Source organism: Kribbella sindirgiensis, assembly GCF_004331435.1.
GTDB lineage: Bacteria > Actinomycetota > Actinomycetes > Propionibacteriales > Kribbellaceae > Kribbella > Kribbella sindirgiensis.
In genome coordinates this window covers 490,155-503,350 of the sequence record NZ_SJKA01000002.1, presented here as the reverse complement: position 1 = coordinate 503,350, position 13,196 = coordinate 490,155, and the positions used below count along the sequence as shown (strand labels likewise).

The window sequence follows — 13,196 nt, the reverse complement described above, 5'->3', positions numbered from 1 at the left end:
CCCGGACCAGTAGCGGTCCGGGACCCGTTCTTCTCGCAGGACCCCTCAGCCTGCGGGTTCTTGTCAGCTGACAGGTTCGAGCTCGCGCTCCTCGGGGACAGCTGAGTCGACCTTCATCCGGCGCGGCCACCAGGCGCGGCGACCGAGCAGTGCGATCACACTCGGCACCAGGAAGCTCGACATCACGAACGCCGAGATCACGATCCCGGCCGCGACCGAGAACCCCATCTCGGTGAGCAGCGCCATACCGGCCAGCATCAGTGACGAGAAAGTACCGGCCAGGATCAATCCTGCCGCCGCCACCGACGGGCCGCCGTGCTCGATCGCGCGGTCGGCCGCGGTCCGTGGATCGGTCCCGCGTTCGGCCTCCTCACGCAAGCGGGCGATCATCAGGATGTTGTAGTCGGTGCCGATGGCAACGACGAACAGGTACAGCATGATCGGCAGCGAGAACGTCACGCCCGCATGCCCGGCGGCGCCCTGGAACACGAACACGGTCGCGCCGATCGAGCTGAAGAAGCTCAGCACCACCGCGAGCATCAGCACCAGCGGCGCGATCAGCGACCGCAGCAGCAGCGCGAGGATGACCGCGATCAGTCCGCCCGCGACCGGGAAGATCACCGAGAGGTCCCGGCTGTTGGCGTCCCGGATGTCGGTGTAGCTGGACGTCACGCCGCCGAGCAACGTCGTCGTACCCTCCGGAGCCTCCGCGTGCGAGACGTCACGCAGCTTCCCGTCGACGAGGTCCAGCGAGGCGTTCGCGTACGGCGCGTTCTTCAGTACGACGTTGATCTGGGCAACGGCCTTGTCCTTGTTCAGCAACGCCATGCTGCCGTCGGCGCCGGCTGGAAGCACCCCTCCGACACCGTCGACCTTCGCCAGTTTCCCGGCGTACGTCGTGAGCTCGGCCGGATCCAGCGGCGTACCGTCGGTGCTCCGGACGTAGACCGTGGTGGGGTTCAGCGCGCCGGCCGGGAAACCCGCCTGCAGGTCCTTGATCGCGCGCGAGGACTCGGTGCCGTCCGGCAGCTGGCTGAACGCGTCGTAGTCGACCTTCATCCCGAGCGAGCCGAGCGCGAGCACGACCATCACGCCGCCGGAGATCGCCGCGACCACCGCCGGACGCCGCGCGGTGAACGTGCCGAACCGCTTGAACATCGCGCCCTTCGGCGTCTTCTGCCACGACTTCGACGGCCAGAACACCTTCGGGCCGAGCAGCGAGACGACCGCCGGGACCAGCGTGATCGCCGCGAACGCCATCACCGCGACCGCGATCGCGAGACCCGGGCCGAGGCTCTTGAACCCGCCGAACACCGCGAGCAGCAGCGCGCTGAACGCGACCACGATCGCGCCGGCCGCCGACACGATCACCTCGGCGACCCGGGCGACCGCGTTCACCAGCGCTTCCTTCGGCGCCTCGCCGGCGCGCAGCCGCTCACGGAACCGGAACAGCAGGAAGAGGATGTAGTCGGTGCCGACGCCGTACAGCACGACGGTCAGGATCGTCTGCAGGTCCTGCGTGACCTGCAGATCGGTCGCCTTCGCGACCAGCGCGATCAGGCCGGGCGCGATCGCCGACACCAGACCGACCGTCAGGATCGGCAGGAACGCCGCGACCGGGCTCCGGTAAATCACCAGCAGCAGGCCGACGATCAGTACGACGGTCGCGATGCCGACCACGATGAAGGCGTTGTCGAACGCGTCCTGGTTGTCGAGCATCAGCGCCGCGTCGCCGGTCACGCCGTACTCGAGATCGGCGCCGGTCAAGGTGCTGCCGGTGACGTCCCGGATCTTCTGTACGGCGTCCAGCACCGCCTGCTCGTCCGGCGCGCCCTTGAGGCCGACGCTGATGATCTGGACCTGCTTGTTCGGCGAGACCGCCTGCGGGCCGGTGATCGCGGCGGTGACCCGTTCGATCTTCGCCGCGGTGATCTTGGTGGCCACCTCGGTGACCTTCGCCTGGTCGGACGCGGTCAGTTCGCCGCCCGCGTTCCGCTTGACGACGATGCTGGCGGTCGCGTCGTTGGTCTGCCCGAACGCGTCGGCGGCCAGCTTCTGCGCCTGCACCGACTCGTACTTGTCGGGCAGCAGCGCCGCCTGGTCCTTGGTGGTGACGTCCGCGAGTGTCGGCGCGAACGCGATCACGGCGACCGCCGCGACCACCCAGGCGGCGATCACCTTCCACGGGTTGTGGACGACGAAGCGTCCGAGTTTGGTGAACACCCCGAACCCCCTCCTGAGGGTTGAAACACACTGTCTACCTGCCGGTCGGTAGGTAGACTACCTGCCGACCGGTAGGCGGGTGAAGGTGAGAAGGTGGTGACGTGCAGCACGCGACCAGTTCCCGGGACACCAAGGCGGAGATCCATCGCGCCGCGGTCCACCTGTTCTCCACCCAGGGGTACGACAAGACGAGCCTGCGCGAGATCGCCGAGCAAGTCGGCATCACCAAGGCGTCGCTGTACTACCACTACTCGTCGAAGCAGGAGCTGCTGCGCGCGATCGTCGGCACGTTCCTCGACGACATGTTCCAGATCCTGAAGCTCCCCGAGACGCTGCCGTGGTCCCCGGAGAACGAGCGTCTGGTCCTGCGGGCGTACGTCGACGTGGTCGTCGCGCACCGGTCGACCGGGCCGACCCTGCTCCGCGACATCGCCGCCGTACTCGCGGCCTTCGGGGACGACCTCGACGCGCTGATCGCCCAGAGCCGCCGATTCCAGCTCTGGCTGGCGGGACCGGATCCGAGCCCGGCGGACCGGTTGCGCGCGGGGGCCGCCGTCGAGACGGTCGGGGCGGCGATGTCGGCCGGCGCCGATCTGCCGGTCACCGACGACGAGCTCCGCCTGGTGCTGCTGGACGCGGCCGGCGCCGTCCTCGCTCGGCGCGGCCTGCCGGTCGGCGAATGACGGGCTACCGGTTCACCGCGCCGCTGTGGGAGCACCAGGGCGAGGGCAGCTGGTACTTCGTCACGGTGCCGGAGGACGTCAGCGACGAGATCACCGACCTCACCGAGGGCCGCCGGAAAGGCTTCGGCTCGGTGCGGGTCACGGTCACCATAGGCGCTACCACCTGGCAGACCTCGGTGTTTCCCACCAAGACCGGCACCTACGTCCTCCCCGTCAAGAAACCGGTCCGAACCGCCGAGAACCTCGCCGAGGGCACCCCAGTGGAAACCCGGCTGACGCTGACCGACTTCTGACCGTTCCCGTGGTCAGGTGCCGCGGTCGACGCTGCGGTCCCGTGTCACTTTTCTGAGGCAGGGCCGCGGGCCGTGGGGGCCTGCCGACCTGGCATCTGATGGTCAGGCCTGGCGCCCTGGTCCGGTCTGGCGCCCTGGCCCGACTGGTGCATGGGCGTGGCGGACGCACGCGGCGGCGCGCTGGCGCGACCGGTCATCGACGTCGCGTCGGCGTTCAGGTTCTGCGCGACCCCCTCGCTCGAGGTGCTGACGGTCGCGTTGCCGGACATCGAGTCGGCGCGGACGATCCTGGGCCCGTTCGCGGCCGGATCGACGACGTGGATGTTGGCGTTGCCGGACATCGAGCCCACGCGCGCTGTCCCGCCGGCGAACTGGTTGACCGACACGTTCCCGCTCTGTGTCTTCGCCCGGACCTCGCCCTCGACCCGTTGGGCCGACACGTTCCCGCTCTGTGACCTGGCGTCGAGGTCCTGGACCCGGCCGACGGAGACGTCTCCGGACTGGGTGTCGGCGACGACGGATCTCGCGGAGTCCACGTTCACATCACCGGACTGGCTCCGTGCGTCGACATCGGTGAGGCCATGGGCCTCGATATCGGCGCTCTGGGTCCGCGCGCTCAGCGCACTTCCGGGCGGTACGACGGCGGTCACCTCGATCGGCGACGGAGCCGGGGTGCCGTCGCCGTTGATCTGTACGCCGTTGACCTGGATCGAACCGTTGTACCCGGAGATCTGGATGCCGTTGTTCCCCGTGCTGATCACAGCGCCGTTCGAGGTGCCGGCAACCTTCGCGGAGAGTACGCCGTCGCTGTTCTGCCCGAGCGTTGCGCGCTGTACCGCCTCGGCCGAGGGGCCCTCGGTGTCGGCGGTCGAGATCTCCAGCCTGGCTTGCGTGCAGTTCGGATCGACCCTGACCGTGACCTTGCCGGCAGATCGCATCAGCTCGGCGTCGATGGTGACGGGTCCGGGCGTGTCTGCCACGAGTTCCCGACGGGTAGAAGGCGTCCTCGGCGCCGTCGCCGCCGCGGGTTCCTGCGGTTGCTGCGCCTCGCCCGCTGGTTGCTGGCCGTTGACCCCAGGCTGCTGGGGGTCGGTGCCTGGTTGTTGGGTGTCGACGGCAGGCGCCGGCGTGACCGCTGGATCTTGCGCGCTGGCTGCGGGTGCCTCCACCTCGCCTGTGGTCTGCCGGTCCTCTCGTGCCTCGCTGGCCCTGACGGACTCGCCCTGGGTCTCGGACGAGACAGTCCAGCCTTCCGCAGGCGATTGCGTCTCCGCACCGTCGACCTCCGGGCCGGCCTGAGGCGTCTGCGGCTCCCCGCCATCACCAACCTGCTGCCCGTTGTCGTCCCCGACCCCGGCTTCGCCCGCGCCGCGGGGCTCGCCTTCGCCGACCTCGGCTTCGCCTGCCGTGCGGGGTTCGCCCTCCGCGCGGGCTTCGGATTCGCCTTCGGTGCGTTCGCCCGCTTCCTGGTCGGCGCCTGTCTCCAGCTGGTTGGCGGCTTCCCGTTGCTGAGCGGGCTCCAGGCTCGGGTTCGCGGCGTTCTCCTGCTCCAGCTGCTGGACGCGCGCCTCGAGCAGTTGACGCATCTCGGCCTGCAGGCGGTTGTTCTCCTCCATCAGCGAGATGACCTGCCGCTGGCTCTCGATGATCGACTGCTGCAGCGCCTCCATCCGCTGGCTCATCTGCTCGGACAGCTGCGGCACCTGCCGCACTGCGTCCCGCGACTGAATGCCCTGCCCTTGCCGCCCAGCGCCGTTCTGCTGCCCGGACAGCCCCTGGAGCCGGCCCTCCGGCCGGAACACCTGATCCATCCGGCCCGACGCGAGCGCCGCGAGGTCCGCGCTGGTCAGCGTCGATCGACCGATGGTACGCAGCACGGCCGGATCGGTACGTTTCACATCCTTCGCCGCCTGCGTCAGCGCGGCCTTGAGCGTCTTCGTCCCACGCCGTTCGTTCCGTCCCCAGCGTGAGTACCTGCGGGCGAGTCTGCGGAGCGGGTTCCTGGTCCTGGAGATCCGGGGTTGCCTGGGGGCGGGTCCCGCCTGCTGCAGCCGGGCGTTCGCTGCCTGGCCGAGCCGCTCCGAGAGACCGGCGGACCGATCCGGGCGCATCGTTGAGTCGACATGCAGGGTCGCCAGCTGCTGCAGGTCGGACTGCGTCATGTTGGCGCGGCCGATCCGCTCACGGACCGCGGGGTCCATCCGCTTCACGTCGCGGGCCGCCTGCGCGTACGCCGCCTTCAGCGTCTTGCGACCCCGCGACGTGGCACGCCAACGGGAGTACCTGGCGCGAACGCCGGTACCTTCCTGTGAGGGCTCGCTCATGTGGGGTCTCCTAGTCGATGTACACGGCGTAGTTGACCCCGACAGACGTCGTCAGCGGGTCCTTGCTGGGTTTGGTGCTGTAGAGGTGGATCTGGGCGCCCGGACGCAGCCAGACGGCCAGGTGCCGGCGGCCGGTCCCGGCGCCAGGCTCCCACTCGTCCGCGAACGTCGGACTGCCCTCGTCGCCGACGTAGTCGGGCTCCCCCCAGTGCCTGGTCGCGAGCTCGAGGTGGTCCGGCCAGTGCGCGTCCAGCCCGGACTCGGCGGCGGCGATGTCGTCCGGACCGATCTCGTACGCCGACCAGCCGCTGTCCGGGCAGTCGGGGAACGCCAGACCGTCGAACACGATCATCGTGGTGCCGCGCTGGGTGGTGAACCCCCACGAGACCATGTCGGCGCCGATCACCTCGCCGGCCTGCAGCGGCCACGGCTGCCACGAGGTCTGATCCATCACCCGGTTCACCAGGGCGCGCACGACCTCGGGCCCGGCGTCGTCGCCGTCCGGTCCCGCGATCACGGTCCAGTCCGGAATCTCGGCGAGATCCGCCATCGCCAGGTCGTCCTGGTCGAGTGGCCTGTCCTGCGTCTTCATCCGGCGCCGTCGTCCTTCCTTGCCCGGTCCATGACCGCAAACCTCCAGATGACCCTCTGTGCGCAACCGTAGGCGGCCCTATGGGTCATTCGCCAGCGAGTACGACGCAGCTGTGGACAACCAGGATCCGCCGGATCGTCTCAGCGCCGGACGTCGTGCGGGACCCGATCAGACCAGGCCGTACGCTGGTCCGGTGAACACGGAACACCGCTACGGCTTCGAGACGCTCGCCATCCACGCCGGGAACGAGCCTGACCCGACCACCGGTTCGGTGGTCCCGCCGATCTACGCGACCAGCACCTACAAGCAGGACGGCGTCGGCGGGCTGCGCAACGGCTACGAGTACTCCCGGTCGGCGAACCCGACCCGGACGGCGCTGGAGGAGTGTCTGGCCGCGATCGAGGCGGGCAACCGCGGGTTCGCGTTCGCCAGCGGTCTCGCCGCCGAGGACACCCTGATCCGCTCACTGTGCGTGCCGGGTGACCATGTGGTGTTCCCCGACGACGCGTACGGCGGCACGTTCCGCCTGTTCGCCCGCGTTCTCGGCACCTGGGGCGTCGAGATGACGCCGGCCGCGGTCACGCACCCGGAGGCGATCCGGGCCGCGATCCAGCCGGGACGGACGAAGGTCGTCTGGCTCGAGACCCCGACCAACCCGCTGCTGAACGTCGCGGACATCGCCATCGTCGCCCAGATCGCGCACGACGCCGGCGCCCTGCTGGTGGTCGACAACACGTTCGCCTCGCCGTACCTGCAGCAGCCGCTGGAGCTGGGCGCGGACGTGGTCGTGCACTCGACGACGAAGTACATGGGTGGGCACTCCGACGTGGTCGGCGGTGCGCTGATCGTGCGGGACGCCGAGCTGGCGGAGAAGATCGCCTTCCATCAGAACGCGATCGGCGCCGTCGCCGGGCCGTTCGACTCCTGGCTGGTGCTGCGCGGCATCAAGACGCTCGGCGTCCGGATGGACCGGCACAGCGACAACGCCGAGAAGGTCGTCGAGTTCCTGCAGCGGCACCAGTCGGTCAGCCAGGTGCTGTACCCGGGCGTCGACGGGCACCCGGGCCACGAGACCGCCGCCAAGCAGATGAAGCGGTTCGGCGGGATCGTCAGCTTCCGCGTCACCGGCGGCGAGGCGCAGGCGCTGGACATCTGCAACAAGGCCGAGGTCTTCACCCTCGGGGAGTCCCTCGGCGGCGTCGAGTCCCTGATCGAGCACCCCGGCAAGATGACCCACGCCTCGGTCGCCGGCACCCCGCTCGAGGTCCCGGCGGACCTGATCCGCCTGAGCGTCGGCATCGAGACGATCGACGACCTCCTCCTCGACCTCGATCGCGCCCTCTCCTAACCCTCGCCCCACCCCCGCCCATTTCGTGGGTCAGCCAGCCAAATGCGGGGTTCGTGACCCTGAATGGCGGTGGGGAACCCCCAACTTGGCTGGCTGACCCAGCAATTTGCTGGGTCAGCCCAGCAAATGGGCGCGTGGGTGGGTCCTTCGGTGGGTGGCTGCGATGGAGAGGTGGGTGAGTGTGAGCCTGGTGGTCGCTGTTGACTTCGGGTCGACGTTTACGAAGGCGGTTGCGGTGGATTCCGGCTCGGGTGAGCTTGTCGCCCGGGCCGAGCACCGTACGACGATCGACACCGACGTCATGGACGGGTGGCAGGCCTGTCGCGCCGTACTCGAGGCGGCCGACCGGGGTGTCCGGAACGCCGAGGTGCTGGCGTGTTCGAGTGCCGGCGGCGGGCTGCGGATCGGTGTCGTGGGCAACGAGGAGCTCGTGACCGCGGAGGCGGGGAAGCGGGTGGCGCTGTCCAGCGGCGGGCGCGTCGTGGCGGTCGTCAGCGGTGGGCTGACCGCGACGAGCCAGAAGGCGCTGCGCAAGGATCGCCCGGACGTCGTGCTGCTGCTCGGCGGTACCGACGGCGGCAACGCGGCCGTACTGCTCAAGGCCGCCGAGACGCTGGCGAAGTACCGGTGGCGGACACCGGTCGTTGTCGCGGGCAACATCGATGCGCAGGCGGAAATCACGGAAACACTGGCCGCGGCGGATGTACCGCATGTTCTGGCGGAAAACGTCGTACCGGAGATCGGTGTGTTCGCACCGGACAGCGCCCGGGCCGCGATCCGGGAGATGTTCCTGGAGCACGTGATCGGCGGGAAGAACCTGTCGCGGGACCCGTCCTTCGCACGGATGGTCCGCGCCGCGACGCCGGACGTCGTACTGCGGGGTGTCGAGGTACTCGCCGCGCTGCACGGTGACGTGGCGGTCGTGGACATCGGCGGGGCCACCACCGACGTGCACTCGGTGATCGAGCTCGACCCGGAGGACGCGAACCTCGGACGCGAGGTGGTCGCGCCGCATCCCGTGACCCGGACCGTCGAAGGCGATCTCGGAATGCGCTGGAGCGCCGTCCCCGTCGTCGCGGCCGGCACCGAGGCGGGGTTGATCGCGGACGTGGACGAGGTGCACGCCGCGGCCGAACGCCGGCGTGCCGACCCGTCGTACCTTCCGGACAGCGGACGTGAGGCGTCGTACGACGAGACGCTGGCGAGTGTCGCCGCGACGGTCGCGCTGCGCCGGCACGCGGGACGGCAGCGGATCGTGTTCGGGCCTGGCGGCCGGGTGATCGAGCGCTCCGGGAAGGATCTGCGCGAGGTCGATCTGCTGGTCGGATCCGGGGGAGTGCTGCGGCACAACCCGCCGGAGGTCGCGGCCCGGATCCTCGGTGCGATCGGGACCAACGCGCAGGAGGAGGGCTGGCTGGTCCCGCAGCACGCCGAGGTGTGCGTCGACGCGGACTACGTGCTCGCCGCGGTCGGTCTGCTCGCGGACGACGACCCGAAGGCCGCCGAGGGCCTGGCCACTCACATTCATGGAACGGGCCCGACCGGGCACTAGTGTCATCACCACATCAGCTTGCGGAGGTGGGATGAGCGAGTCGGGGCGGGACGAGACCGGACAGCACGACCAGCAGAGCCCGGTTGCGGACAACGAGGTACTGGAGTCGTCCAGCGAGTCGGTTGCCGAGGCGGCGGTCGAGCCGTCGGTCGAGCCGTCGGTCGAGGAGCCGGCACCGCGCACGGCGAAGGCGGACCGGGGCGTGACGCCGGGGATGGAGATCGCCAGCGCGTGGGCCTGGCGGTTCCTGGTGATCGTCGCGGCCGTCGGCGTGATCGGCTACGGCATGCGGTACCTGTCCGAGGTCGTCGTACCGGTGACCGTCGGCGTACTCCTCACCGCTCTGCTGATTCCCGTCACCACGGGCCTGCAGAAGCTCCGCCTGCCGCGCGGTCCCGCGGCAGGGATCACCGTCATCGCGACGATCGTGGTGATCGCCGGCCTGCTGACCCTGGTCGGGACGCAGATCGCCGGACAGTTCGAGGACCTGTCCGACCAGGTCGGTGAGGGGGTGCAGAAGCTGCGCGACCTGGCCCGGATCAACTTCGGCCTGACCGACGCGGACATCACCAACCTGTTCAAGCAGTTGCAGGATCAGATCACGTCCGGCGGCGCCCTCGGCCAGCAGGCCGCGGCGGTCGGTACGACGGCGACCCACGCGGTGGCCGGGCTGTTCATCGCGCTGTTCTGCCTGTTCTTCTTCCTGTACCAGGGCGAGCAGATCTGGTCGTGGCTGATCCGGCTGTTCCCGCGCCGGGCCCGCGACAAGGCCGACTCGTCGGGCCGGAAGGCGTGGGTCTCACTGACCGCGTTCGTCCGCGCCACGGTGGTCGTGGCCGCGGTCGACGCGATCGGTATCTCGCTCGGCGCCGCGATCCTCGGCCTGCCGCTGGTGAGCGCGATCGGCATCCTGGTCTTCGTCGGCGCGTTCATCCCGGTCGTCGGCGCGCTGCTCAGCGGCGCGGTCGCGGTCCTCGTCGCATTGGTTGCCAAGGGCCCCGTGATCGCGATCATCATGCTGGCCGTGGTGATCGGCGTACAGCAGCTGGAGTCGCACGTGCTGCAGCCGTTCCTGCTCGGCCGCGCGGTCCGCGTGCACCCGCTCGCGATCATCCTCTCGATCGCCACCGGCGTGGTGGTCGCCGGCATCGTAGGCGCCCTGGTAGCAGTGCCAACCGCCGCCGTACTGAACGCCATCGTCAACCACCTGGCCGGCCACGACGTAGACCCCGAACCACCCAGACCCCTGCCCAGACGCCGGGCCCACCCAGCAACCACCGAAGACTGAACGAAAAGACGCCGCCGGCCCTGAGGCCGGCGGCGTCTTCGATGGATCGGTGCTTCAGATCTGGATGTTGTTGCCCTTGGGCTTCGTGATGTTGACCTTGGGCTGGGCACCCTGCTCTCCGGACTGCTCGCCCGTCACACCCTGAGGCTGCGCGGGCCCGCCTGCCGGCGCGACGCCGGTCAGGCCGGCCCGCATCGCGGTCTGAGTTTCGAGCCTGGTCTGGGACTCCTGCGCGAGGGCCTGGATGGCCTCGTTCTCCGCTGCCGTGACCGGTCCGTTCGCACTGTGCAGGTTCTCGCTCACCTGCTGGATCATCTCGAGCCGGCTCTTGTCGGGCATGATCTGCTTCATGTCCGCCTGCAGGTCCGGGTTGTTCCGGCCGGCGTTGTAGTTCGCGAGCGCGCTCTCGGCCTTGAGCATCGTCCCGTTGAACTTGCCCTCGAACCAGCGGCCCGCGCGCCCGACCGCGTCCCGGCCGGCGGCCACGGCGTTCCGGCCGGCGCCGACGACGGCGTCGCGGGTGTCACGCGCGCCCTGCACCACGGCGTCCCGCGCGCCCCGGGCACCTGCGACAGCCGTATCCCGCATTTCGCCGACGCGGTCAGCTCCCGCTTGCCAGGCCTGGTCGAGCCGGACCTGCCCGCGCTGGGCCGCGTCCACGACCCGGTCCCGGCCGGTCTCGTACGCACCGACGGCCTGCTGGCCGAGCTCGGTCGCCCGGTCGGCGACGTTGCGTGCGCCCTGCACCACCGTGTCGCGGGTGTCCCGGGCTCCCTGGACGACGGTGTCGCGGGTGTCGCGTGCTCCCTGGACGACGGTGTCGCGGGCATCGCGCGCACCCTGGACGACGGTGTCCCGGGCGTCGCGCGCGCCCTGGACTGCGACGTCGCGGTAGTCCCGGGCCTGCGAGGCCAGGGACGTGGCCATGTCGCTGATCCGCTCGCGGGTGTTGTCGTAGGCCAGGTGGACCCGGGCGACCGCACCCTGGATCGCGTTGTTCACCCGGTCCCGCAAGGGGTCGGAGTTCGCCGCCCGCATCAGGTTCGCCTGCTGGCGGTCGTCGAGGTTCACGAAGTTCATCGCGGTCTCGCGCTGCTGCGGCGTCATCCCGACGAATGCCTGCAGGTTCTGCTGCTCCTGCTGCGACAGGTTGCGCAGCCAGTCAACGGATCCGGTGAAGCTGCCCTGCTGCCACGCGCCCGGGCCTTCTGATGGTGTCGTCATCGTGTCTCCTAGTCGATGTAGATCGCGTAGTTGACACCGACCGCTGCGGTCAGTGGGTCCCGGCTCGGCTTGGTGGTGAACAGCCGGAGGTGAGCGCCGTTCAGGGGCCAGGTGGCCAGGTGGCGCTTGTCGGCCCCCGCTCCCGGTCCCCACTCGTCGAGGAAGTTCGGGTTGCTGTCGTCGCTCACGTAGACCGGCTCGCCGAAGTACTTACGGGCCAGCGCCACGTGGTCCGGCCAGTGGGCGTCGAGCCCGGCCTCGGCCTCCGCGGTGTCGTCCGGGCCGAGCTGGTACGCGCACCATCCACTGTCCGGGGCATCGGCGAACGCCATGCCGGGGAACACGATGATCGTGCTGCCGCGTTTGGTGGTGAAACCCCAGGAGGCGACCGCCCGGTCGATCTTCTCGCCGGGGGCGAGTGGCCACGGCTTCCAGTCGGTTGCGGCGGTGACGCGCTGCACGATCGCCCGGACGACGTCCGGTCCGCTGGCGTCGTTGTTGGGGCCCGCGATGGCATGCCAGTCGGTGATCTCGGCGAAGTCGGCGAACGCCGCCTCGTCCTGGTCGAGTGGCCTGTCCAGGGTTTTCATTTCCGGGCTTGTTCCTTCCGTCGTTCAGGTGTTCTGGTCTAGCGTTCGGGCGTGCTGTTGCCCTTGCCGGTGCCTTTGCCGAGCTCGAACCGGCTGGTTTCGTTGCGTACGCCGGAAGTGTCGTCGATGCGCGCCTGGCCCGGGGCCAGTGGCGGAGTCCGTGCCACATCGGCGATCTTGGCCAGGTCCGGGGACAGAGTTGCTCGCCCGGCCGCGGCCGCGAGGCGGTCGTGCTTGAGTCCGGTGAGCGACGCCTCCGAGACACTGCTGTGCACGGGTCCCTTGGGCGCCGGATCCGGAGCGTTCGTGAACATGGTGTCCCGCTGACCTTCGCGGGCCCGGTTCTCTGCTGTCCTCATGTCCCCTCCTCGTTGAGGTAGACGGTGTAGTTGATTCCGACCGACACCGACAGCGGTCTCGCTGTCGGCTTGTTGCTGTACAGGTGGATCTCGGCGCCGGGGGGCGTCCAGACCGCCAGGTGGCGGCGGTCGATGCCGGCGCCGGGCGACCAGTCGTCCTCGAAACCGGTCTTGCTCTCGATTCCGACGTACGAAGGCTGTCCCCAGTGCCGGCAGGCGAGGTCGAATTTCGCGGGCCAGTGCTCGTCGAGCCCGGCGGCCGCCTCCTCGACGTCCGCGGGCTCGATCGCGAACGCGACCCAGCCGCTGAACGGGCTGTGCGGCAGCACCTGGTCGTCGTACACGGCGAGCTCGGTGTTGCGGCGGGTCAGGAAGCCCCAGCCGTCGAGCTGGTCGTCGATCACGGTCCGGCGGTTGATCGGCCACGGCTTCCAGTTCGTCCCGGACTTCACGCGCCGGATCAGCCGGCGAACCGGGACCGGCCCGGTCTCGCCGGCCTGCGGGCCGGCCAGGCGCCGCCAGTCGCGGACCTCCGCGATGTCGGCCATCGCGCGGTCGTCGTCGTCCAGCGGCCGGTCAAGTGTCTTCATCCGTGCAGCAGTCCCTGTCGTCGCGGTACATGTCGAAACTAAGTCCCCGGAGGGGTCAGGCGGACGTCCTGCTCGTGGACAGCACGAGAACAGCCGCCCTGGGAAGCTTCCCAGGGCGGCTGTCGGGCAG

Annotated in this window: 12 protein-coding genes; 5 read left to right on the top strand and 7 right to left on the bottom strand. The window is 69.8% G+C overall.

Going from position 1 to position 13,196, the window contains the following annotated elements; all coding sequences use genetic code 11:
* Nucleotides 1-63: 63 nt before the first annotated feature.
* Nucleotides 64-2,223 carry an MMPL family transporter gene (locus E0H50_RS07030; protein WP_131285770.1) on the bottom strand — a complete coding sequence of 720 codons (2,160 nt, stop codon included), beginning with the start codon at nucleotides 2,221-2,223 and terminating at the stop codon, nucleotides 64-66.
* A gap of 101 nt (nucleotides 2,224-2,324) precedes the next feature.
* On the opposite strand from E0H50_RS07030, the gene E0H50_RS07025 reads away from it, so the two are divergent.
* Complete coding sequence (locus E0H50_RS07025; RefSeq protein ID WP_131285769.1) at nucleotides 2,325-2,906, top strand: TetR/AcrR family transcriptional regulator; 582 nt, start codon at nucleotides 2,325-2,327, stop codon at nucleotides 2,904-2,906.
* Complete coding sequence (locus E0H50_RS07020) at nucleotides 2,903-3,199, top strand: DUF1905 domain-containing protein (protein WP_131285768.1); 297 nt, start codon at nucleotides 2,903-2,905, stop codon at nucleotides 3,197-3,199. Before E0H50_RS07025 ends, E0H50_RS07020 begins: the two co-directional genes overlap by 4 nt.
* 44 nt (nucleotides 3,200-3,243) lie before the next feature.
* Here the strand turns inward: E0H50_RS07020 and E0H50_RS42790 are convergent, their stop codons facing one another.
* Both E0H50_RS42790 and E0H50_RS07000 read right to left on the bottom strand, forming a co-directional pair.
* Entirely contained in the window at nucleotides 3,244-5,523 is a 2,280-nt protein-coding gene (locus tag E0H50_RS42790) for a DUF4097 family beta strand repeat-containing protein (protein ID WP_165547019.1), read from the bottom strand.
* Nucleotides 5,524-5,533: 10 nt separating this feature from the next.
* Nucleotides 5,534-6,115 (bottom strand): hypothetical protein, encoded by a 582-nt coding sequence (locus E0H50_RS07000; RefSeq protein WP_131285764.1) that lies wholly within the window; start codon nucleotides 6,113-6,115, stop codon nucleotides 5,534-5,536.
* 193 nt (nucleotides 6,116-6,308) lie between these two features.
* Between E0H50_RS07000 and E0H50_RS06995 the strand changes: the two genes are divergently transcribed.
* The 3 genes from E0H50_RS06995 to E0H50_RS06985 all read left to right on the top strand — a co-directional run bounded on the left by E0H50_RS06995 (nucleotide 6,309) and on the right by E0H50_RS06985 (nucleotide 10,303).
* Entirely contained in the window at nucleotides 6,309-7,463 is a 1,155-nt protein-coding gene (locus tag E0H50_RS06995; protein ID WP_131285763.1) for a cystathionine gamma-synthase, read from the top strand.
* A gap of 175 nt (nucleotides 7,464-7,638) precedes the next feature.
* Nucleotides 7,639-9,015 (top strand): glutamate mutase L, encoded by a 1,377-nt coding sequence (locus E0H50_RS06990; protein ID WP_238150817.1) that lies wholly within the window; start codon nucleotides 7,639-7,641, stop codon nucleotides 9,013-9,015.
* 31 nt (nucleotides 9,016-9,046) lie between these two features.
* Complete coding sequence (locus E0H50_RS06985) at nucleotides 9,047-10,303, top strand: AI-2E family transporter (protein ID WP_238150816.1); 1,257 nt, start codon at nucleotides 9,047-9,049, stop codon at nucleotides 10,301-10,303.
* A 54-nt stretch (nucleotides 10,304-10,357) separates the two neighbouring features.
* On the opposite strand, the gene E0H50_RS06980 is transcribed toward E0H50_RS06985, so the two are convergent.
* The 4 genes from E0H50_RS06980 to E0H50_RS06965 are packed head-to-tail and all read right to left on the bottom strand — an operon-like array spanning nucleotide 10,358 to nucleotide 13,066.
* Entirely contained in the window at nucleotides 10,358-11,527 is a 1,170-nt protein-coding gene (locus E0H50_RS06980) for a hypothetical protein (protein WP_131285760.1), read from the bottom strand.
* 8 nt (nucleotides 11,528-11,535) lie between these two features.
* Complete coding sequence (locus tag E0H50_RS06975; protein ID WP_131285759.1) at nucleotides 11,536-12,117, bottom strand: hypothetical protein; 582 nt, start codon at nucleotides 12,115-12,117, stop codon at nucleotides 11,536-11,538.
* A 38-nt stretch (nucleotides 12,118-12,155) separates the two neighbouring features.
* Nucleotides 12,156-12,476 carry a hypothetical protein gene (locus E0H50_RS06970; RefSeq protein WP_131285758.1) on the bottom strand — a complete coding sequence of 107 codons (321 nt, stop codon included), beginning with the start codon at nucleotides 12,474-12,476 and terminating at the stop codon, nucleotides 12,156-12,158.
* On the bottom strand, nucleotides 12,473-13,066 hold the full coding sequence (locus E0H50_RS06965; RefSeq protein WP_131285757.1) for a hypothetical protein: 594 nt from the start codon (nucleotides 13,064-13,066) through the stop codon (nucleotides 12,473-12,475). Before E0H50_RS06965 ends, E0H50_RS06970 begins: the two co-directional genes overlap by 4 nt.
* Nucleotides 13,067-13,196: the final 130 nt, after the last annotated feature.

What these genes read in the sequence shown, in the direction of transcription:
- E0H50_RS06975 (WP_131285759.1), bottom strand. Translation starts at nt 12,117, where the DNA reads ATGAAAACCCTGGACAGGCCACTCGACCAGGACGAGGCGGCGTTCGCC.
- E0H50_RS06980 (WP_131285760.1), bottom strand. Translation starts at nt 11,527, where the DNA reads ATGACGACACCATCAGAAGGCCCGGGCGCGTGGCAGCAGGGCAGCTTC.
- E0H50_RS07000 (WP_131285764.1), bottom strand. Translation starts at nt 6,115, where the DNA reads ATGAAGACGCAGGACAGGCCACTCGACCAGGACGACCTGGCGATGGCG.
- E0H50_RS06985 (WP_238150816.1), top strand. Translation starts at nt 9,047, where the DNA reads ATGAGCGAGTCGGGGCGGGACGAGACCGGACAGCACGACCAGCAGAGC.
- E0H50_RS42790 (WP_165547019.1), bottom strand. Translation starts at nt 5,523, where the DNA reads ATGAGCGAGCCCTCACAGGAAGGTACCGGCGTTCGCGCCAGGTACTCC.
- E0H50_RS07020 (WP_131285768.1), top strand. Translation starts at nt 2,903, where the DNA reads ATGACGGGCTACCGGTTCACCGCGCCGCTGTGGGAGCACCAGGGCGAG.
- E0H50_RS06970 (WP_131285758.1), bottom strand. Translation starts at nt 12,476, where the DNA reads ATGAGGACAGCAGAGAACCGGGCCCGCGAAGGTCAGCGGGACACCATG.
- E0H50_RS06965 (WP_131285757.1), bottom strand. Translation starts at nt 13,066, where the DNA reads ATGAAGACACTTGACCGGCCGCTGGACGACGACGACCGCGCGATGGCC.